Below are 19,315 nucleotides of genomic sequence, written 5' to 3'. Positions count from 1 at the left end.
CTCAGGCCCGCTGGCGGGCATCGGCGCGCGGGCGCGCGGGAGAATGATCGAGATGCGTCATGTTGCGGTTGCTGGCGTCGCCGGGGTCGCCCTGGCCATGCGCCGGGCCGTGCGGCGCGCTGAGGTGCGGACTTTCGCCCTTCTCGCCCGGCTCGCGGGTCAGCGCGCCTTCCGCCTCGCCGGCGCGCGGCGCGCGGTCGTTCACCGCCGGGCCGCCATGCGACATGCCCTGCATGCACGGCGTCCCCGGCTTCACGCACATCGCGACGATGCGGCGGAACAACGCCGGGTCGACCGCGCCGAAACCGATCGGGCGGACGTTCTCGCTCGGCCGCTCCAGTTGCAGATAGGTGCCCGCGTCCAGCCGGCGCGGCTGGCGCTTCACGCCCGCCACCCACTGGTCGAACCGCGACGGGCTGACCGAATGGGTCCAGAAATGCATCCCCGAAAAGCCCGCGCCGCTGTAATTGGCGGACTGGCCCTGGAATTTCCCGCGCTCGTTCAGGACGCCGTGCAGCACCGTCTCCATGCCCGGCATGGTATAGATCATGCCCGCCATCGCGGGGATCCACAGCGTGTTCATCACGCTCGACGACGTCATCTGGAACCGCACCGGGCGGTCGACCGGCACGACCAGTTCATTGACCGTCGCCACCCCCTGTTCGGGATAGATGAACAGCCATTTCCAGTCGAGCGACACCACCTCCACCACCAGCGGCGCCGGGGCGGCGGCGGCGGGGGCGGTGGTCTTGCCGGGCGCGGCCTTCGAACCGGGCGCGAGCGGGCGATAGGGGTCGAGCAGGTGGGTGCTGACCCAGGTCAGCGCGCCCAGCGCGATGATGATCAGCAGCGGTGCCGACCAGATCACCAGTTCCAGCTGGGTCGAATGGTCCCAGTCCGGCTCGTAGGGCGCATCCTTGTTTCCCTCGCGATAGCGCCAGGCGAACAGCACCGTCAGGATCATTACCGGGACGATGATGAGCAGCATCAGCACCGTCGACCAGACGATCAGCGACGATTGCTGGCGCGCGACGTCGCCTGCCGGATTCATCACCACGGTGTTGCATCCGCCGAGCGCGGTCAGCGCCCCGGCCAGCAGCGCGCCGCGAATCCTGGCGCGATGGGAAACACGGAAGATCATGCGGCGCGCCTAGACTTTTGTGCGGTGCAGCGGAATAGGACATTTTGTCCCATCCCATCGTTGAACGCGCTACGCTATTGCGCGGTTCAATACGTCCGATCGGAACCCTTTCCATGGCCAGCGCCCTATGACCACCTCGACCTCCGCATCGCTCGAACGCGACGCCCGTGCGCTCCACACGGACGGCGACCCGCACGTCCGCCCCGCCGACATCGCGATCGGGGTCATCATCGGGCGCACGTCGGAATTCTTCGACTTCTTCGTCTATGCGATCGCCTCGGTGCTCGTCTTCCCGGCGGTCGTCTTCCCCTATCTCGACCGGATCACCGGGACCTTGTGGTCGTTCGCGCTGTTCCCGCTGGCGTTCATCGCGCGGCCGGTGGGGACGCAGATCTTCATGAAGATCGACCGGCGCTACGGCCGCGGCACGAAGCTGACGATCGCGCTGTTCCTGCTGGGCACGTCGACGGTGCTGGTGTCGTTCCTGCCCACCTATGCCACGATCGGCGGGCTGGCGGCGGTGCTGCTGGCGCTGTTCCGCATCGGCCAGGGGATCGCGCTGGGCGGCGCGTGGGACGGCCTGCCCTCGTTGCTGGCGATCAACGCGCCCGAAAAGCATCGCGGCTGGTGGGCGATGGTGCCGCAGCTGGGCGCGCCGCTGGGGCTGATCGTGGCGTCGGGGCTGTTCGCGTTCGTGTCGCTGCTGCCGAGCGAGGATTTCCTGTCGTGGGGCTGGCGCTATCCGTTCTTCGTCGCCTTCGCGCTCAACGTCGTGGCGCTGTTCGCGCGGCTGCGCATCGTCGTGACGCCGGAATATGAGGAATCATTCAAGAGCCGCGAACTGACGCCATCGCGCGTCACCGCGACGATCAAGGCGCAGTGGCGCAACATCATCATTGGCGCCTTCGCCCCGCTGGCCAGCTTCGCGCTGTTCCACATGGTCACGGTGTTCCCGCTGTCGTGGGTCGCGCTGTACACGCAGGAGGATATCACCTGCTTCCTGCTGATCGAGATGGCCGGCGGGTTCGTCGGGATCGGCGCGATCGTGCTGTCGGGAATGCTGGCGGACCGGATCGGGCGGCGCAGCGTGCTGGGCTATACCGCCGCCGGAATCGCGGTGTTCAGCGGCTTCGCGCCGCAGCTGCTGGGCGCGGGCAGCGCGGGCGAGGTGCTGTTCATGGTGATGGGCTTCATCCTGCTAGGCCTTTCGTTCGGCCAGTCGTCGGGCGCGGTCACCAACAATTTCCCGAAGCGCGCGCGCTATACCGGGGCGGCGCTGACGTCGGATCTGGCGTGGCTGTTCGGCGCGGGCTTCGCCCCGCTGGCGGCGCTGGCGCTGACCGAGGCGTTCGGGCTGGTCGCGGCAGGGGCGTACCTGCTGTCGGGCGCGCTCGGCACGCTGATCGCGCTGGGGCTGAACGTGGAACTGGCGCGCCGGCTCGACTGAGGCGCGCCGCCCGGCGGCCGGAAGCAGGAAAGGCGCCGCATCGCTGCGGCGCGTTTCCTCAAGCGCGGGTTGGGAGAGGGGTGAAAGACGGCTGCGTCCGCCGAAGCGGATTCGAAGGGCTGGCGACGCTCCTCATCGGAGAGGCGTCAGCCTGACGGTGATCCGTGGTCCACGTCGGCGCGACTTGAACGGTTTGGGGGCACGCGACGCAGGGGATGCCGGATCAAGTCCGGCATGACATTGCGATATGACGGACGCGGCGTGCTGCACGCCGGCGCCCGCTCAGATGCGGCGGTGCTTCCCGCCGTAATGCTTGCCGATGTAGTCGCCGATCTTCGCCATTTCGTTCGCCGCGGCGGTCGCCGCCTGCGCACAGCAGGGAATCGGATCACGCTCCGCCTGGGCGGCGCGCATCGCCACCCGGCTGCACAGCTCCTCGATATCGGCACGAGACAGCAGGTTCTTTTCCCGCATCATGCAGAGCAATGTCTGCAGGATCACCATCGTCTCGTCACCGTTGCGCTCTTGCGGCATCATCGGCTCATCCTCTCATTTTGCGAACGAGAGTGTACGCCAAACGATCCGTCACGCAATATGGATCAGTTAAGTCCCCCGCCGAGCCGCCGGTACAGCTCCACCAGGTTGCTCGCCTGCGCGAGGCGCGTCGTCACCAGCTGTTGCCGCGCGGCATAGGCGGTACGCTGCGCATCCAGCGAGACGAGGAACGAATCGACCCCGGCACGGTAGCGCGCTTCCGACAGCCGCGACGTCACGCCGGCGGCATTGGCGCGCGCGGCCTGCGCCGCCACCTGCTCGCCGATCGTGCCGCGAGTCGCGAGCGCGTCGGACACTTCGCGGAACGCGGTCTGGATCGCCTTTTCGTAACTGGCGACCGCTGCCTGCTGCGACGCCTTGGCATAATCCAGGTTCGCGGCATTGCGCCCGCCGTCGAACAGCGGCAGCGCCAGCGACGGCGCGCCGGTGTAGGTGAACGATCCCCCGCCGAACAGGCCGGACAGCGCGGTCGAGATCGTCCCGACCGTCGCGGTCAGCGAGATGCGCGGGAAGAACGCCGCGCGCGCCGCGCCGATATTGGCGTTCTGCGCGATCAGCTGATGCTCGGCCTGGAGGACGTCGGGACGGCGCAGCAGCACCTCGGACGACACGTCGCCGGGCAGCGCGTCGCGGGTCAGCGGGCGATCGCCCAGCCCGCTCGGCAACTGCTCGGCGGGCACGGTGGTGCCGACCAGCAGGTTGAGCGCATTCTGGTCCTGCGCGATGCGCGTCCGGAGCGCGGCGATATCGTTGCGCGCCGACTGGTAATTGGTTTCCGCCTGCCGCGCCTCCAGCTCGGACGCGACGCCGACGCGGAATTGCGCCTGGGTCAGCCGCTGCGTCTCCTCGAACGCCTTCAGCGTATCACGCGACAGCTGCAGCTGCTCCTGGTCCGACGCCAGCGTCAGCCACGCGGTCGCGATCTCCGCGATCAGGCTGATGCGAGTCGCGCGCTGCGCCTCCTCGGACGCGAAATAGCTTTCCAGCGCCGCACGGTTCAGGTTGCGCACCCGCCCGAACAGATCCAGCTCGAACGCGGAAAAACCGGCGTTCACCGAATAGAATTCGATGTTCGACGATCCGGTCCCGACCGCCGCGCCCCCGGCCCCTGCTCCGGCACCCGCTCCAGCCCCGGCACCCGCTCCAGCTCCCGCACCGGCGCCCGCCCCTGCACCGCCGGTCGCGCCGAACAGGTTGTTGGTGAACGTCGCCGAGCCGGAGATCGAGGTGTTGGGGACCAGATCGGCACGCTGGACGCGATATTGCGCGCGCGCCTGCAACACATTGGCCGCCGCGATGCGAAGATCGCGGTTGTTCGCCAGCCCCAGCTCGATCACCCCCTGGAGCCTCGGGTCCAGGAAGAAATCGCGCCAGCCGATCTGCGTCACGTCGGGAGCGTCGGTCGCCGCGCGCGGATAGACCCCGCCCTGCGGCAGCGCGGCAGGGACCGCGCCGTCGGGGCGCTGATACTTCGGCGCCAGGTTGCAGCCCGCCAGCGCGGTGCCCAGCGCCAGCAGCGCCACGAAGGAAATACGGCTCGTCACATCAGGCTCCTTCATGAGCCGGTCGGGGGTCGTCGCCATGCGGATCGGCGTCACCATCCGCATCGCGCCTGTTATCGTCGTCGTCGCGCTTCGCCTCGTGCCCCTGCCCGAACAGGCGCAGCACGACGACGAAGAACACCGGCACCAGGAAGATGCCCAGCACCGTCGCGGAGAGCATCCCGCCCACCACCGACCGGCCGATCGCATTCTGTCCGCCCGCGCCCGCGCCGGTCGATACCGCCAGCGGCAGCACGCCGAACACGAAGGCGAGCGAGGTCATCAGGATCGGGCGAAGCCGAAGCTTTGCTGCCTCCACCGCGGCGTCGAACGGCTTCATCCCCTCGGCAATCCGCTCCTCGGCGAATTCGACGATCAGGATCGCGTTCTTCGCCGCCACGCCGATTGTGGTGATCAGGCCGACCTGCAGATAGATGTCGTTGTTCAGCCCGGTCAGCCACGCCGCCAGCAACGCACCCGCCACGCCCAGCGGCACCACCAGCAGCACCGAGATCGGCACCGACCAGCTTTCGTACAGCGCCGCCAGGCACAGGAACACGATCAGCAGCGACAGGGCGTAGAGCGCCGGTGCCTGCCCGCCCGACAGTTTCTCTTCATACGACAGGCCGGTCCATTCCAGCGTCGTGCCCGGCGGCAGCTTCGCATGGATCGCCTCCATCGCCTTCATCGCCGCACCCGTGCTCTGGCCCGGCGCGGGCGAGCCTTGCAGCTGCATCGCCGGCTGGCCATTGTAGCGGGTCAGCGCGACCGGCGCGTTGGCCCAGGACAGGGTGGTGAACGCGGTATAGGGCACCATCTGCCCGTCCGCGCCGCGGACGAAGAACGACCCGATGTCCTCCGGTCGCAGGCGATAGGGCGTATCGGCCTGCACATAGACGCGCTTCACGCGCCCGCGGTCGATGAAGTCGTTGACGTAGGCGCCGCCCCAGGCTGTCGAGATGGTCGAGTTGACCTGGCTGAGATCCAGCCCCAGCGCGCGCGCCTTGTCCTCGTCGACATTGACCTTCAGCTGCGGGGCATCCTCCAGGCTCAGCGGGCGCACCTGCGCCAGCGACTTGTCCTGCATCGCCATGCCCAGCATCATGTTGCGCGCCTGGGTCAGCCGCTCGTGCCCGATCCCGCCGGTGTCGACCAGCTGGAGGTCGAAGCCGGTGGCATTGCCCAGTTCCTGCACCGCGGGCGGGACCAGCGCGAAGATCATCCCGTCCTTGTACTGACTGAACGCCCCCATCGCGCGCCCGGCGATCGTCTGCGCCTTGTTCTCGGCGCCGGAGCGGTCCTCCCACGGCTTCAGGTTGATGAACGCCAGCCCGGTGTTCTGCCCCTGCCCGGCGAAGCTGAAGCCGTTGATCGTGAACACGCCCGCGACATTGGCCTTTTCCGCGCCCAGGAAGTGGTTGCGCACCAGATCCAGCCCCTTGTCGGTGCGTCCGCTGGTCGCCCCCGACGGCCCCTGCACCAGCGCGATGACGGTGCCCTGGTCCTCATCGGGCAGGAAGCCCGACGGCAGCCGCACGAACAGCAGCGCGACGCCCGCGACGATCAGCAGATACACCAGCATCGACCGCTTCCAGCTGCGCGCGGAACGCCGCACGCCGCGCTCGTAATGGCGCTGGCCGTTGTCGAACTTCTCGTTGAACCAGCGGAAGAACCGCGCGACCGGCCCGTTGCCCTGCCCCTTGTCCGGATCGTGTGGCTTCAGGATCGTCGCGCACAGCGCCGGGGTCAGGATCAGCGCGACCGCGACCGACAGGACCATCGCCGACACGATCGTGATCGAGAACTGGCGATAGATGACGCCGGTCGATCCGCCGAAGAACGCCATCGGCAGGAACACCGCGGACAGCACCAGGCCGATGCCGATCAGCGCGCTGCTGATCTCGTCCATCGACTTTCGCGCCGCTTCCCTCGGACTGAGGTGTTCGGTGACGATCAGCCGCTCGACATTCTCCACCACGACGATCGCGTCGTCGACCAGCAGGCCAATCGCCAGCACCATGCCGAACAGCGTCAGCGTGTTGATGCTGTACCCGGCCACCGCCATGATCGCGAACGTGCCCAGCAGCACCACCGGCACCGCGATCGTCGGGATCAACGTCGCGCGCCAGTTCTGCAGGAACAGGAACATGACGAGGAAGACCAGCACCACCGCCTCGACCAGCGTGTGGATCACCTGTTCCACCGACAGGCGCACGAACGGCGTCGTGTCGTAGGGATAGACCAGCTTGACGTCGGACGGCAGCGTCCTGGCAATCTGCTCGGCCTGCGCCTTCACCGCCTCGACAGTGGCAAGGGCGTTGGCGCCCGACGCCAGCTTCACGCCGAAGCCGGCGGCATATTTGCCGTTGTACTTGGTGTCGAAGCCGTAATTCTCGGCGCCCAGTTCGACCCGCGCGACATCGCGCAGCCGCACGACGGCGCCGCCGGCATCGGTCTTCAGCCGGATGTTGCCGAACTGCTCGGGCGTCTGGAGCCGCGACTGGACCGAAACGGTCGCGTTCAGCTCCTGCTCCTTGGGCGATGGCTCGCCGCCGATCTGGCCGGCGGAAACCTGCGCGTTCTGCGCCTGCACCGCGGCGGAAACGTCCGCGATCGTCAGCTGGTAGCTGTTGAGCTTGAGCGGATCGACCCAGATGCGCATCGCATATTGCGCGCCGAACACCTGAATTTCGCCCACGCCGTTGACGCGGCTGATCGGGTCCTGGAACTTCGACACGATCATGTCGGCCAGGTCGTTGGCGTTATGCGAATTGTCGTCGGAATAGATGCCGACGATGACCAGGAAGTTCGCGGCCGACTTGGCGACCTGCAGCCCCTGGCGCTGTACTTCCTGCGGCAGCAGCGGGGTGGCGGCCTGCAGCTTGTTCTGCACCTGGACCTGCGCGATGTCCGGGTCGGTGCCCTGTTCGAACGTCAGCGTGATCGTCAGCGTCCCCGAGGACGAGGACGAGGACGAGAAATAGCGCAGGTTGTCGATCCCGCGCAGCTGCTGCTCGATCACCTGCGTGGTCGTGCGTTCCAGCGTTTCGGCATCGGCGCCCGGATACATGGCGTTGATCGTCACCGCGGGCGGCGCGATTTCCGGGAATTGCGCGATCGGCAGGCTGCGGATCGCGATCGCGCCCGCCAGCATGAGCACGATCGCGATGACCCATGCGAAGATGGGCCGATCGATGAAAAAGCGTGACATGGGCCGTTACTTCGCTTGCGCCGCGGGCTGGCCCTGGCCGGGCTGGCCCTGCCCCTGGGCAGGGGCGGCGTTGGGATTATACGGCACCGCCTTCACCGGCATGCCGGGGCGCAGCATCATGCCGCCTTCCACGATCACCTTGTCGCCCGGCTTCAGCCCACCGGTCACCAGCCAGTCGTCGCCGATCGTGCGCGAGGTCGTCAGCGGGCGCGGCTGCACCTTGCCGTCGGGGCCGACGATCATCGCGACCGCATTACCCTTCTCGTCGCGGCTGACCGCGCGTTGCGGGACCAGCATCGCATTGGCCTGCGTTCCCTCGACCAGCTCGGCGCGGACGTACATACCCGGCAGCAGCAGCGCGCGCGGATTGGGGAACAGCGCGCGGATCGTCTGCGTGCCGGTCGCGGGGTCGACGCTGACGTCGGCGAACTGCAACGTCCCCTCGATCGGATAGACCGACCCGTCGTCCAGCCGCAGCCGGACACGCGCCGCGCCGCCGCCGCGCGACAGGTCGCCGGCGGCGATCTTCTGGCGCAGCTTGAGCAGGTCGGCCGCCGATTGCGGCACGTCGACATAGATCGGGTCGAGCCGCTGGATCGTGGTCAGCGCATTGGCCTGCCCCGCGGTCGCCAGCGCGCCAGTGGTCGCCACCGAACGCCCGATACGCCCGGAAATCGGCGCGCGGACGGTGGTGCGCGCCAGGTCGATCTGGGCCGAGCGCAGCGCGGCCGACTGCGCCGCGACGTCCGCCTGCGCCTGCTGCGCCTGCGTCAAGGCGTTGTCGTAATCCTGTCGCGAGATGGCGTTGATCTTGACCAGTTCGCCATAGCGCCGCTGGAGCGCGGAGGTGGAGGCGATCGCGGCGCGCGCGCGCGCCAGCGCGGCGCGGGCATTGGCGACCTGCGTCACATAGGGCTGCGGGTCGATGCGGTAGAGCGCCTGCCCCTTCGACACCTGATCGCCCTCGCGGAACAGCCGCGCGGTGATGAGGCCGCTGACCTGCGGGCGCACTTCCGACGTCTCATAGGCGGTGAGCCGGCCGGGCAGCGTCGTCGTCAGCGTCACCGACTGCGGCTGCACCGTCACGACGCCGACCTGCGGCGGCCCCGCCTGGGCCTGTTGCTGCTGCTGGGCAGCGTCCTTTCCGCCCCCGCATGCGGCCAGCGGGAGGAACAGCAGCGCGGCGACCGCGCACCCCTTGTATGTCATGCGACTCTCGTTCTAAAGTGTGAGTGATCGCTCACTCACAAATGCTGCTAATGCGAACAAACCATGCCGTCAAGTAGAGAGACGCAATGATGCACACCGACATGGATGCTCCCCCGGCGCCTCTCGAGAGAGGCGAAAAGGCCAACGCACGACGGGAGAAAGTGGTTCAGGCGGCGCGCGTACTTTTTGCCGAACAGGGCTTTCACGCCACTGGCATGGCCGCGATCTCGCAGGCGTCGGGTGTGCTGGTCGGCCAGATCTACCGCGATTTTGCCAACAAGGAGGCGATCGTCGCCGCGATCGTCGAACGCGACCTCGACGAATATCTGCGCGAGGGCGAACTCCACGAAACCTGCGCCTGCGACGATCCGGCGGCGCTGCGCGCGTGGGTCGACCGATTCGTGGCGTCCGGCGAGATCCCCGATCTGGCCCTGATCGCGGAGATCATGGCGGAGGCGGCACGCAATGTGCGAGTCGCGGACATCTTCCGCCAGCTCGAGGCGCGGCTGCACGACCGGCTGGTCGATGCGCTGCGCATCCTGGCGCCGCATGCGAACGGGCGCCGGTTCGACTGTGTCGCCGAAACGATCCTGATCCTTGCCGGCGGGATTTTTCACCACCGGCTGGCGCATGACGGCGCGATCGACGACGACGTGCTGGAACGGCTGCTGAAGATCGCCGCGAATGAGATCGACGCGCTGATCGATCAGCCCGCCTGACGCGGGCCGCCCGGCGTCAGTTGCGCAGCAGCGGCACCAGCCCGCCCAGCCCGCGGCGCGCCGCCGACCGGCGCAGCGAGTCGGCCTGCGCGGTCAGCCGCTGCGCCTCGCTGAACGTCGGCGCCATCTCGGCCCGGCGCTCCAGTTCGCGGGCACGGTCGTGGGCCGTCGCGTCGCTAGAATAACCGCCCATTTCCGCTTCATCTCCCGCCCCCGGACCGGGGGTCGCGCATCAACGCACGCGCGGCGCCCTGGTTGCGGGCAGGCGCCGCGACGTGGCAGAAGCCGGCGATGACCGACGGCAAACCCCTGCGCGCCACGATCAAGCACGTATCCGAACATGCCGGCGTCTCGATCAAGACCGTCAGCCGCGTGCTCAACAACGAACGCTATGTCGGGGCCGAGACACGGGCGCGTGTGCAGGCGGCGGTCGAGGCGCTGCACTTCCGCCCCAATCTGGCCGCACGCGCGCTGGCCGGGCGCCGCGCGTTCCAGATCGCGCTGGTGTGCGACAATCCCAGCCCCAGCTACGTCTATGCGATGCAGACCGGCATCCGCGACCGGTGCGAGGCGGATGGCGTGCGCATGATCGCCCAGCCCTATGACCGCGCCTCCGCGCATCTGGTGGAGCAGATCGAGGCGCTGGTCGATACCAGCCGGATGGACGGGATCGTCCTGACACCCCCCGTCAGCGACGACGCGGCGGTGCTCGACCTGCTGGCGCGGCGCGGCATCCCGGTGGTGCGCGTGTCGCCGGGTTTCTTGGCGGAACACAGCGCGGCGGTGTCGATCGACAATCACGGCGCCGCGCGGGAGATGACCGCGCATCTCCTGTCGCTCGGCCATCGCCGCATCGCGCACATCGGCGGCCACCCCGATTACGCGACAGCGGCGCAGCGCCGGGACGGCTATCTCGCCGCGCTGGCGGACGCGGGGCTGACGGCGGAGCCTGCGCTGATCGAAAGCGGCAGCTACGATTTCCCCTCGGGCGCCGCCGCGGCCGAGCGGCTGCTCGACCTCGCCGATCCGCCGACCGCGATCTTCGCCGGATCGGACGACATGGCCGCCGGCGCGCTCACCGCCGCGCATCGCCGCGGGCTGGTGCTGCCGCGCGACCTGTCGGTGGCCGGGTTCGGCGACGATCCGCTGGCCGGCTATGTCTGGCCGCCGCTCACCACGATGCGCCAGCCGGTGCGCGACCTGGCGTGGAACGCCGCCGACCTGCTGCTGACCCCGGATCGCGAGCCGGAGCATCGCCGGCTCGACCACCGGCTGGTCGTGCGCGATTCGACCGCCGAGCCCGCGCGGCGCTAACCGATCCACACGAACGCAAACGTCGCCCCAGCGCAGGCTGGGGCCTCCCGCGGCTCCTGCCCCTTGAGATCACAGGGAGATCCCGGCCTGCGCCGGGATGACGGCCGGTCCGAAGGCGCTAGCCGATCAGCAGCACCGCCGCAGCCAGCGACAGCGCGAATGCCACCAATGTCGCGCCCGCCACGATCACCATCGGGCGCGGCCCCGCCTCCAGCAGCTGCGACAACGGGGAACGGATCGCGGTCGCGGTGACCGCCGCCGCCAGCAGCCCGGCCGCCGCGCGCTCCGCCGCATGGGTCGCGAAGGCAGGCACGATCCCAGTCGAGTTGATCCCCGCCATCACGAAGAAGCCGATGACGAACCACGGCACCCCCTGCCCCTTCCCCGCTTCGCCGCGCGGCAGGAAGAGCGCCACCACCGCCAGCACCGGCGCCAGCAGCGCGACGCGCGTCAGCTTGACGATCGCGGCGATCTGCCCGGCGCCATCGGAATAGGAATAGCCAGCGCCCAGCGCCTGCGCGACGTCGTGGATCGACGCGCCCAGCAGGAAACCGGCCTTCAGGTCGCTCATCATCAGCCAGTGCGCGACGAACGGATAGGTGACCATCGCGAGCGCCGACAGCGCGGAGATGACCACCAGCACCAGCGTCAGTTGCGCCTGGCTGGCGCGGCGTTCGCCCAATGTCGTCGCCAGCGCCAGCGCCGCGCTGGCGCCGCAGATCGCGACCGCGCCGCCCGCCAGCGTGCCGAACGCGTCGGAAAATCCCAGCCGCCGCGCGATCAGGATGCCCGACCCGATCGTCAGGGCGACGATGGCCACCACCGCCAGCAGCGCCACCGGCCCCAATGCCACGATCTGCCCGAAGGTGACGCGCACCCCGACCAGCACGATCCCCCAGCGCAGCAGCGCGCGGCTGGCGAAGGCGGTGCCGGTCGCCAGCCGTTTGTCCGCAGACAGGAAATTGAGCGCCAGCCCGATCAGCAGCGCCATCAGTGTCAGCGGCGCGCCGTAATGATCGGAGATGAACGCCGCCGCCAGCGTACCCGCCGCCACCACCACCAGCCCCGGCACATGATCGCGCCATGTGCTATGCGGCAGGGGGACGATGTCGCCATACAGGTCCGCGGCCATCGGGAACGACGAAGGTGGACGGTTGCCGGTCATGATCCCCCCTATACGCCGCCGCTCGTTGAGGACTAGCGCGCATCGCGAACGTATGACAACGTTATCGGACAGAAAGTTGCGGGAGGGAAGAGGATGAGCGGAGGCGCCAATCGCGCGCGGTGGGTGATCGTGGCGATGGTGTTCGTCGCGATCATGCTCAACTATGTCGACCGCCAGATCCTGGCGCTGTTGAAACCGACGCTGGAGGCGGAATTCCGCTGGTCGGATCAGGATTACGCCAACATGGGCACCGCGTTTCAGGTCGCGACCGCGTTCGCGTTCCTGGGCACCGGCTGGTTCATCGACCGCGTCGGCCTGCGCCGCGGGTTCGGCGTCGGCGTGGGGGTGTGGAGCCTGGCCGGGATGGCGCATGCCGTCGCCACTACCGTCACCGGGTTCATCGGCGCGCGTGTGGTGCTGGGGATGGCCGAATCGATCGGCACGCCCGCCGCGGTGAAGACCGCCGCGACCTATTTCAACCATCGCGACCGGCAGATCGCGCTGGGCATCGGCAATACCGCCCCCAATGTCGGCGCGGTGGTGACGCCCGCGCTGATCCCGCCGCTGGCAGTCGCGTTCGGGTGGCAGGCCGCGTTCCTGCTCGCGGGCGGGCTGGGGCTTGTTTGGGTCGCGGTGTGGTTCGCGCTGCGCGTGAAGCCGGTCGCGCTGGATGCGATGGAGGCCGCGCCGATCCGCTGGGGCGATATCCTCCGCCGCCGCACCACGCTGGCGATCGCGATCGCCAAGGTGCTGTCGGATCAGGTATGGTTCTTCATGCTGCTGTGGCTGCCCGATCTGTTCCACCGGCTGTTCGCGCTGCCGCAGGGGACGCTCGGCTGGCCGGTCGCGCTCGCCTACGGGCTGGCGGCGTGCGGGGCGCTGACCGGCGGGTGGCTGCCGACGCGGATGATCGCGGGCGGGTGGAGCGTCAACCGCGCGCGCAAGACGACGATGCTGCTCTACGCGCTCCTCGTCCTGCCGGTGCCGCTGGTCCTGTCCGTCTCCAGCCCGTGGAGCGCCGCGCTGCTGCTCGGCCTGGGGCTGTTCGCGCATCAGGGGTTTTCCACCAGCGTGTTCGGCGTCGCCACCGACGTCACGCCCGCGCGCGCGGTCGGCTCGACGATCGGCATCGCGGCGTTCTGCGGCAACCTGTGCTCGATCGGGATGATCCAGTTCCAGGCCTGGGCGCTGGCGAACGGCTGGGGCTACACCCCCGCGCTGGTGATCTGCGCCAGTTCCTACCTGCTGGCGCTGCTGGCGATCCACCTGCTGATCCCGCGGATCGTCCCGGTCGAGCCGGAGGCAGGCGCGCCGCTGGTGGTGGCGCATTGACGGGCGAAAACGTCGCCCCAGCGAAGGCTGGGCCCTCTCTCGGTTCCTGCCGCGCCCGTGCGGACAGAGGTCCCGGCTTTCGCCTGGATGACGAGGCCCGAAGGCCCCTCCCACATCGGGAGGGGCCGAGGGAACGTCAGAAGTTCACCCGCGCGGTCACGCCGTAATAGCGATCCGCCTCGCGCGGGATGATGTAGCGGTAGCTGCCGCCCGGCCCGCCCGAGGTGATCGCCGCGGCGAAGCTCTGGTCGAACAGGTTCTTGACCTGGAAGGTCACGCGATAGCGGTCGTCGGCGTCGATCACCGCTGCCGACACGTCGACCAGGCCATAGCCCTTGATCGTCGTGGCGGCGCGGACCGCGGCATTGGCGTCCAGCTGCGACAGCTGGCTCGACTGGTACGACCCTTGCGCGCCCAGCGCGAAGTCCACCGCCCCGCCGGTCCGCGCGCGCCAGTCGGCGCCCAGCGATCCCTTCCACTTGGGCGCATAGCCCAGCGGCGTGCCCGACGGCACCACGCCGGTGATGTTGCCGTTGGTCGGCAGCTTGAACTGGTCGACGCGCGCGTCGGTATAGGCAAGGCCGCCGTTGAACGACAGGTCGCGCACCGGCTGGAACAGCAGGTCCAGCTCGCCGCCACGGGTGGAGATGCGCCCCGCATTGGTGAACCGCGTCACCAGCACGCCGGCGACCTCGTCCGGGTTGTTCGCCTGGAAATTGTTATACTTGGCGTAATAGGCGGCGAGGTTGACGACCAGCTTCCCGCCGAACAGCGTGTTCTTCAGCCCCGCTTCATAGCTGTCGGCCGTCTCCGGCTCGATCACGTTCGTGCCGGTCGCGGTCAGATTGTAGAAGATGTTGAACGCCGGCCCCTTATAGCCGCGCGCATAGGTGGCGTAGAAGGTCGACTGCGGCACGATGTCATACTGCACGCCCGCCTTGCCCGACCAATTGTCATTGGTCGTCTTGCCGGTGAACGGGCCGAAGCTGGGCTGGATGCCCGGCCCCGCCAGCGTGGTGACGCGCCGGTGGAACACGTCCAGCTGGTCGGTGGTGTAGCGGATGCCGACGATGCCGCGGAACCGGTCGGTGAAGTTCAGCGTGCCCTGTCCGAACAACGCGAAATTCTTGAACACCGAACCAAACACCGCGGTGCCGGTCGGCCGCGTGGTCAGCGCCGGCACGGTGCTGCACGGCGTGCCCACCGGCGCACCGTTGCACACGATATCGTCGCGCGTGAACGTGCGGGTCGTTTCCGCGCGCGAATAGAAGGCGCCCAGCACATAGCTGAAGAACTGGTCCGCCGGGCTGGTCAGCCGCAGTTCCTGCGTGATCGTGTTCGACACCTGCGGCCCGACATCGTGCAGCTGGTTGAGGCCCGAATAGGCGCGCGGCAGCCAGTCGCCGTCGCGAATCTCTTCGTTATCATATTCGCGATACGAACCGATGTAGGTGACGGTCTGGTTGCCCAGTTCCCAGTCGAACTGGCCGCTGACGCCCCAGCTCTTCTCGTTGGTGCGGGTGACGAGGTCCTGGTTGATCTCGCGCGTCTCGTCGCGGCGCGCCGGCGGCAGGACGGTGGCGGCGAACGCGCCCGCGCTGCCCGCCGCGCCGGTCGGCGTCGTGCCGATCACCTCGGCGCAGCAATTGTCCTTCGATTCGCGATAGTCGGCGATGATCGTCGCGGTGAAATTGGGCGCCAGGTTCGCCACCAGCATCGCGCGCGCACCGTAATGCTCATAGCCGTTCACCCGCTCGCCGTTATAGGCCAGGTTGCGGATATTGCCGTCATAGGTGCCGTAGAAGCCGGTGACGCGCAGCGCCACGTCGCTGCTGACCGGCAGGTCGATCGCGCCGCGCACGCGATATTCGTTGCCGTTGTCGAAGAAGAACCCGCCCTCGACATAGCCGCCCAGGTCCTTGCCCGGCCGCTTGGTGACGATGTTGATGACGCCCGCCGACGTGTTCTTGCCGAACAGCGTCCCCTGCGGCCCGCGCAGCACCTCCATCCGGTCGATATCGATCAGGTCGCTGAACGCCTCGCCCGCGCGGCTGTACACCACGCCGTCGACCACGGTGGAGATCGACGGCTCGCCCGCGATCGAGAAGGTCGATGTGCCGACGCCGCGCAGGAACAGCGACTGGTTGATCGCGGTGCCCGATTTGCGGAAGTTGAGCGTCGGGACGAGATATTGCGCGCCCTCGATATTCACCGCGCCGCGCGCCGCCAGCGCATCACCCGACACGACCGTGATCGCGACCGGCACGTCCTGCAACCGCTCCGACCGTTTCTGCGCGGTGACGATGATATCGCCGACCGGCGCATCCTCCGCCTCCGCCGGGGTCGTGGCGCTGCCGGTCCCGGCGGCGGGATCGGGCGACGCCACCTGCGCGGCGGCGGGCGATGCCGCGATCAGCGCGGATGCGGCGACGGCACTCAAAAACAGGCTCTTGGTCTTCATCTCAACCTCCCCGGAAATTCCCACTCTGCTGGTGGGGTATCACGACTGACTGCGTTGTCAGCCAAGTTCGTCTTTAGTGTCGGAAACCCAGTTCGTGCATCTCGACGACGCGCTTCTCGCGCGCGCTGATTTCCGCGGCGGTCCCGATCGCCACCGCCATCAGGCCGTCGCGCGCGGTCACCTCCACCGCGCCGGCGCCGCGCACCGCGGCGTTGAACCGCTGGTGCTCGTAGAAGGTGGAGCCATGGTGGCTGCCCGCCTTCAGCGCGGCTTCGTCGACATGGACGACGCGGCGCTCGACCTGCTTGGGCTTCATGAAGCCGACGCGCGGGCTGCGCACGATCGCGCCTTCGGGAATCAGCACGTCGAGCCGCGCCTGATCGCCGACCGCGGTGATCTCCTCCTGATTCTCCGCGCCGTCCGCGAACATCGACAGGTCCAGCATCGCGCGCACGCCATTGGCGAAATCGACGGTGGTATAGCTGTTGTCGATGATATCCGGGCGGCGGCCGTCATACGCCTCGTCCAGATGATTCACGTCCATCGCGCCGGAACAATAAACGCGCACCGCCTCCGACCCGGTGATGAGCCGCATCAGGTCGAAGAAATGGCAGCATTTCTCCACCATCGTGCCGCCCGTATTGGCGGAAAAGCGGTTCCAGTCGCCGACCTTCTCCAGGAACGGGAAGCGATGCTCGCGGATCGACAGCATCTTCAGCGCGCCGACGCTGCCGGCGTGCACCGCGCGGATAAATTCCGCGGCAGGCGGCATGTAGCGATATTCCATCGCGGTCCAGAACGGCCGATCGCTCGCCTCGGCCTGCTCGACGATCCAGCGCGCGTCCTCCACCGTCGTCGCCAGCGGCTTTTCGCAAAGGATCGCCAGTCCTTCGCCGAACAGCGGGACCAGCACGTCGCGGTGGGTGTGGTTCGGGCTGGCGACGATCACCGCATCGACCAGCCCGCTTTGGGCAAGGTCGGCGGAGGTCGCGAATGCCTGCACCCCGTCGGCCTTCTCGCCCAGCGCATCCTTCGCCCAGCCGAGCGAGGTGGACACCGGGTCGGCGATCGCGGTCACCACCGCGCCCGGCGTGATCGCCAGGTTGTTGAGATGCTCGACCCCCATCATGCCGGTGCCGACCAGGCCGTAACGGACTTGCTCTCCCACGCCTCTTGTCCTTATGTATGACAACGATGTCTGAAATCATTCTATCGCCCGATTCGCGTCCGCTCGGCAAGAGCGGAATTGCCGTCAGCCCGATCGCATGGGGGATGTGGCGCTTCGCCGGCGCCGGTGCGGCACCAGGCCGTGCGCTGATCGAGGCGGCGTTCGACGCCGGTGTCACGCTGTTCGACACCGCCGATATCTACGGCTTCGACGGCGCGGGCGGATTCGGCGATGCCGAGACGCTGCTGGGCGAAATCCTGGCCGACGCGCCGGCGCTGCGCGACCGGATGGTGCTGGCGACCAAGGGCGGCATCACCCCGCCCGTCCCCTATGACAGCGGCCGCGATTACCTGATGCAGGCGCTCGATGCGTCGCTGCGGCGGATGCGCGTCGATCATGTCGACCTGTACCAGATCCACCGCCCCGACATCCTGACCCACCCGCAGGAAGTGGCGCGCACGCTGGAGGATATGGTGTCGGCGGGCAAGGTGCGCGCGATCGGCGTGTCCAACTACACCGCCGATCAGACGCGCGCGCTGGCGTCGTTCCTGTCGGTGCCGCTGTCCTCGCAGCAGCCCGAATTCTCGCCGCTGTTCCTCGATCCGCTGATCAACGGGCTGATCGACCAGGCGATGGAAATGGACCTCGCGGTGCTCGCCTGGTCGCCGCTGGGCGGCGGGCGGATCGCGCAGCCGGGCAGCGCGCGCGAGGAAGCCGTGGCCGCCGCGCTCGATACGGTGGCGCAGCGCTTCGGCGTCGGGCGCACCGCGGCGACCTACAGCTGGATCATGGCGCATCCCGCGCGCGTCATCCCGATCGTGGGGACGCAGAATGCGGCGCGCATCGCCGAACTGGCCGATGCCTTCCGCATCCGCTGGTCGCGGCAGGACTGGTATGACGTGCTGGTCGCGGCACGTGGCGAACGGCTGCCGTAACCCCGCGCGATGACGCGACCGGCAGCAACGACATGGCAGGGAGAGGGAAGTGAGCAATCCGTGCGAGATCGCGTGGTTTTCCGCGCTGTGCGACGATGATTATGAATTCCTCGGCGTGCCCGATCCGGCGCTGCGTTCCAGCTGGGAGCATTGCCGCGATATCGTGATGCAGGCCGAAACCGGCAAGTTCGACAATATCCTGCTGCCGTCGGGCTATGCGCTGGGGATCGACACCACCGCCTTCGCCGCCGCGATCGCGACGGTGACGAAGAACATCCACCTGCTGATGGCGACCCGCATCGGCGAGATGTGGCCGCCGCAGCTGGCGCGCCAGATCGCCACGATCGACCGGATGACAGGCGGCGGGCGGCTGAAGGTGAACATCATCTCCAGCGACATGCCGGGGGAAACGCTCGCCTCCGCCCCGCGCTATCGCCGCACGGTCGAGGCGATGGAGATCCTCAAGACGCTGCTCAACGGCCAGCACCTGAATCACCAGGGCGAGTTCTGGCAGCTCGATATCGATCCGCCGCGCGTCGGCACCGTTTCGGGCAAGGCGCCGCTGCTCTATTTCGGCGGGCTTTCGCCGGATGCGCGCGACGCCGCGGCGCGCGCCTGCGACGTCTTCCTGATGTGGCCGGACAAGCGCGAGAATGTCGCCGCGATCATCGCCGACATGAAACAGCGCGCCGCCGCTTATGGCCGCACGCTGCGCTTCGGCTATCGCGCGCACATGGTGGTGCGCGATACCGAGGCGGAGGCGCGCGCCTATGCCGATCGCCTGCTGTCGAAGCTGGATGCGCAGGAAGGGGCCGCGATCCGCGCCAAGTCGCTCGATTCGGCCTCCGCCGGCGTCGCCGCGCAGGCGGCATTGCGCGACAATGCCGCGGACGACGGCTATGCCGAGGAGAATCTGTGGACCGGCGTCGGCCGCGCGCGCTCGGGCTGCGGCGCGGCGATCGTCGGCGATCCCGACCAGGTGCTCGCGAAGCTCCGGATGTATCGCGACATGGGCATCGACGCCTTCATCCTGTCCGGCTACCCTCACGCCGCCGAAGCCGATCTGTTCGCGCGCCACGTGCTGCCGCGGATCGACCACGCGCCATTGTGAGGGAGC

At 68.4% G+C, this 19,315-nt stretch carries 15 protein-coding genes; 6 read left to right on the top strand and 9 right to left on the bottom strand.

Annotated elements, in window-relative coordinates; genetic code table 11:
* Position 1: 1 nt before the first annotated feature.
* Positions 2-1,141 (bottom strand): ubiquinol oxidase subunit II, encoded by a 1,140-nt coding sequence (cyoA, locus tag COA17_RS01360; RefSeq protein ID WP_096609702.1) that lies wholly within the window; start codon positions 1,139-1,141, stop codon positions 2-4.
* Positions 1,142-1,268: 127 nt separating this feature from the next.
* Between cyoA and COA17_RS01355 the strand changes: the two genes are divergently transcribed.
* The gene (locus tag COA17_RS01355; RefSeq protein WP_096609700.1) at positions 1,269-2,588 is read left to right on the top strand and encodes an MFS transporter; all 1,320 of its coding nucleotides are present in this window, start codon (positions 1,269-1,271) and stop codon (positions 2,586-2,588) included.
* A 282-nt stretch (positions 2,589-2,870) separates the two neighbouring features.
* On the opposite strand, the gene COA17_RS01350 is transcribed toward COA17_RS01355, so the two are convergent.
* The 4 genes from COA17_RS01350 to COA17_RS01335 form a co-directional block, all read right to left on the bottom strand.
* Complete coding sequence (locus tag COA17_RS01350; protein WP_245857336.1) at positions 2,871-3,122, bottom strand: hypothetical protein; 252 nt, start codon at positions 3,120-3,122, stop codon at positions 2,871-2,873.
* Between the two features lie 65 nt (positions 3,123-3,187).
* Positions 3,188-4,702, bottom strand: coding sequence for an efflux transporter outer membrane subunit (locus COA17_RS01345; protein WP_096610689.1), 1,515 nt, complete (start codon positions 4,700-4,702; stop codon positions 3,188-3,190).
* Entirely contained in the window at positions 4,689-7,895 is a 3,207-nt protein-coding gene (locus tag COA17_RS01340) for an efflux RND transporter permease subunit (protein ID WP_096609698.1), read from the bottom strand. Before COA17_RS01340 ends, COA17_RS01345 begins: the two co-directional genes overlap by 14 nt.
* Before the next feature lie 6 nt (positions 7,896-7,901).
* The gene (locus COA17_RS01335) at positions 7,902-9,104 is read right to left on the bottom strand and encodes an efflux RND transporter periplasmic adaptor subunit (RefSeq protein ID WP_096609696.1); all 1,203 of its coding nucleotides are present in this window, start codon (positions 9,102-9,104) and stop codon (positions 7,902-7,904) included.
* Between the two features lie 86 nt (positions 9,105-9,190).
* Between COA17_RS01335 and COA17_RS01330 the strand changes: the two genes are divergently transcribed.
* The gene (locus COA17_RS01330; RefSeq protein ID WP_096609694.1) at positions 9,191-9,823 is read left to right on the top strand and encodes a TetR/AcrR family transcriptional regulator; all 633 of its coding nucleotides are present in this window, start codon (positions 9,191-9,193) and stop codon (positions 9,821-9,823) included.
* A gap of 16 nt (positions 9,824-9,839) precedes the next feature.
* Here COA17_RS01330 and COA17_RS19225 read toward each other — a convergent pair whose 3' ends face one another.
* On the bottom strand, positions 9,840-10,016 hold the full coding sequence (locus COA17_RS19225; protein ID WP_176484753.1) for a hypothetical protein: 177 nt from the start codon (positions 10,014-10,016) through the stop codon (positions 9,840-9,842).
* 98 nt (positions 10,017-10,114) lie between these two features.
* Here COA17_RS19225 and COA17_RS01325 point away from each other — a divergent pair, with 98 nt between their 5' ends.
* Positions 10,115-11,137, top strand: coding sequence for a LacI family DNA-binding transcriptional regulator (locus COA17_RS01325; RefSeq protein WP_096610687.1), 1,023 nt, complete (start codon positions 10,115-10,117; stop codon positions 11,135-11,137).
* Positions 11,138-11,255: 118 nt separating this feature from the next.
* On the opposite strand, the gene COA17_RS01320 is transcribed toward COA17_RS01325, so the two are convergent.
* On the bottom strand, positions 11,256-12,302 hold the full coding sequence (locus tag COA17_RS01320; RefSeq protein WP_425442643.1) for a YeiH family protein: 1,047 nt from the start codon (positions 12,300-12,302) through the stop codon (positions 11,256-11,258).
* A gap of 93 nt (positions 12,303-12,395) precedes the next feature.
* Here COA17_RS01320 and COA17_RS01315 point away from each other — a divergent pair, with 93 nt between their 5' ends.
* Entirely contained in the window at positions 12,396-13,634 is a 1,239-nt protein-coding gene (locus COA17_RS01315; protein ID WP_096609690.1) for an MFS transporter, read from the top strand.
* 136 nt (positions 13,635-13,770) lie between these two features.
* On the opposite strand, the gene COA17_RS01310 is transcribed toward COA17_RS01315, so the two are convergent.
* Together COA17_RS01310 and COA17_RS01305 are read right to left on the bottom strand one after the other, a co-directional pair.
* Complete coding sequence (locus tag COA17_RS01310; RefSeq protein WP_096609688.1) at positions 13,771-16,095, bottom strand: TonB-dependent receptor; 2,325 nt, start codon at positions 16,093-16,095, stop codon at positions 13,771-13,773.
* A 73-nt stretch (positions 16,096-16,168) separates the two neighbouring features.
* Positions 16,169-17,263: a Gfo/Idh/MocA family protein gene (locus COA17_RS01305; RefSeq protein ID WP_096609686.1), complete on the bottom strand. Its 1,095-nt coding sequence runs from the start codon at positions 17,261-17,263 to the stop codon at positions 16,169-16,171.
* A 26-nt stretch (positions 17,264-17,289) separates the two neighbouring features.
* On the opposite strand from COA17_RS01305, the gene COA17_RS01300 reads away from it, so the two are divergent.
* Together COA17_RS01300 and COA17_RS01295 are read left to right on the top strand one after the other, a co-directional pair.
* Positions 17,290-18,198: an aldo/keto reductase gene (locus COA17_RS01300; protein WP_096609684.1), complete on the top strand. Its 909-nt coding sequence runs from the start codon at positions 17,290-17,292 to the stop codon at positions 18,196-18,198.
* Between the two features lie 49 nt (positions 18,199-18,247).
* A complete protein-coding gene (locus tag COA17_RS01295; RefSeq protein ID WP_096609682.1) occupies positions 18,248-19,309 on the top strand; it encodes an LLM class flavin-dependent oxidoreductase in 1,062 nt (353 codons plus the stop codon).
* Positions 19,310-19,315: the final 6 nt, after the last annotated feature.

It is taken from the genome of Sphingomonas ginsenosidimutans (assembly GCF_002374835.1).
GTDB classification, from domain to species: Bacteria; Pseudomonadota; Alphaproteobacteria; order Sphingomonadales; family Sphingomonadaceae; genus Sphingomonas; species Sphingomonas ginsenosidimutans.
This window is presented reverse-complemented; position numbering and strand designations above follow the sequence as displayed.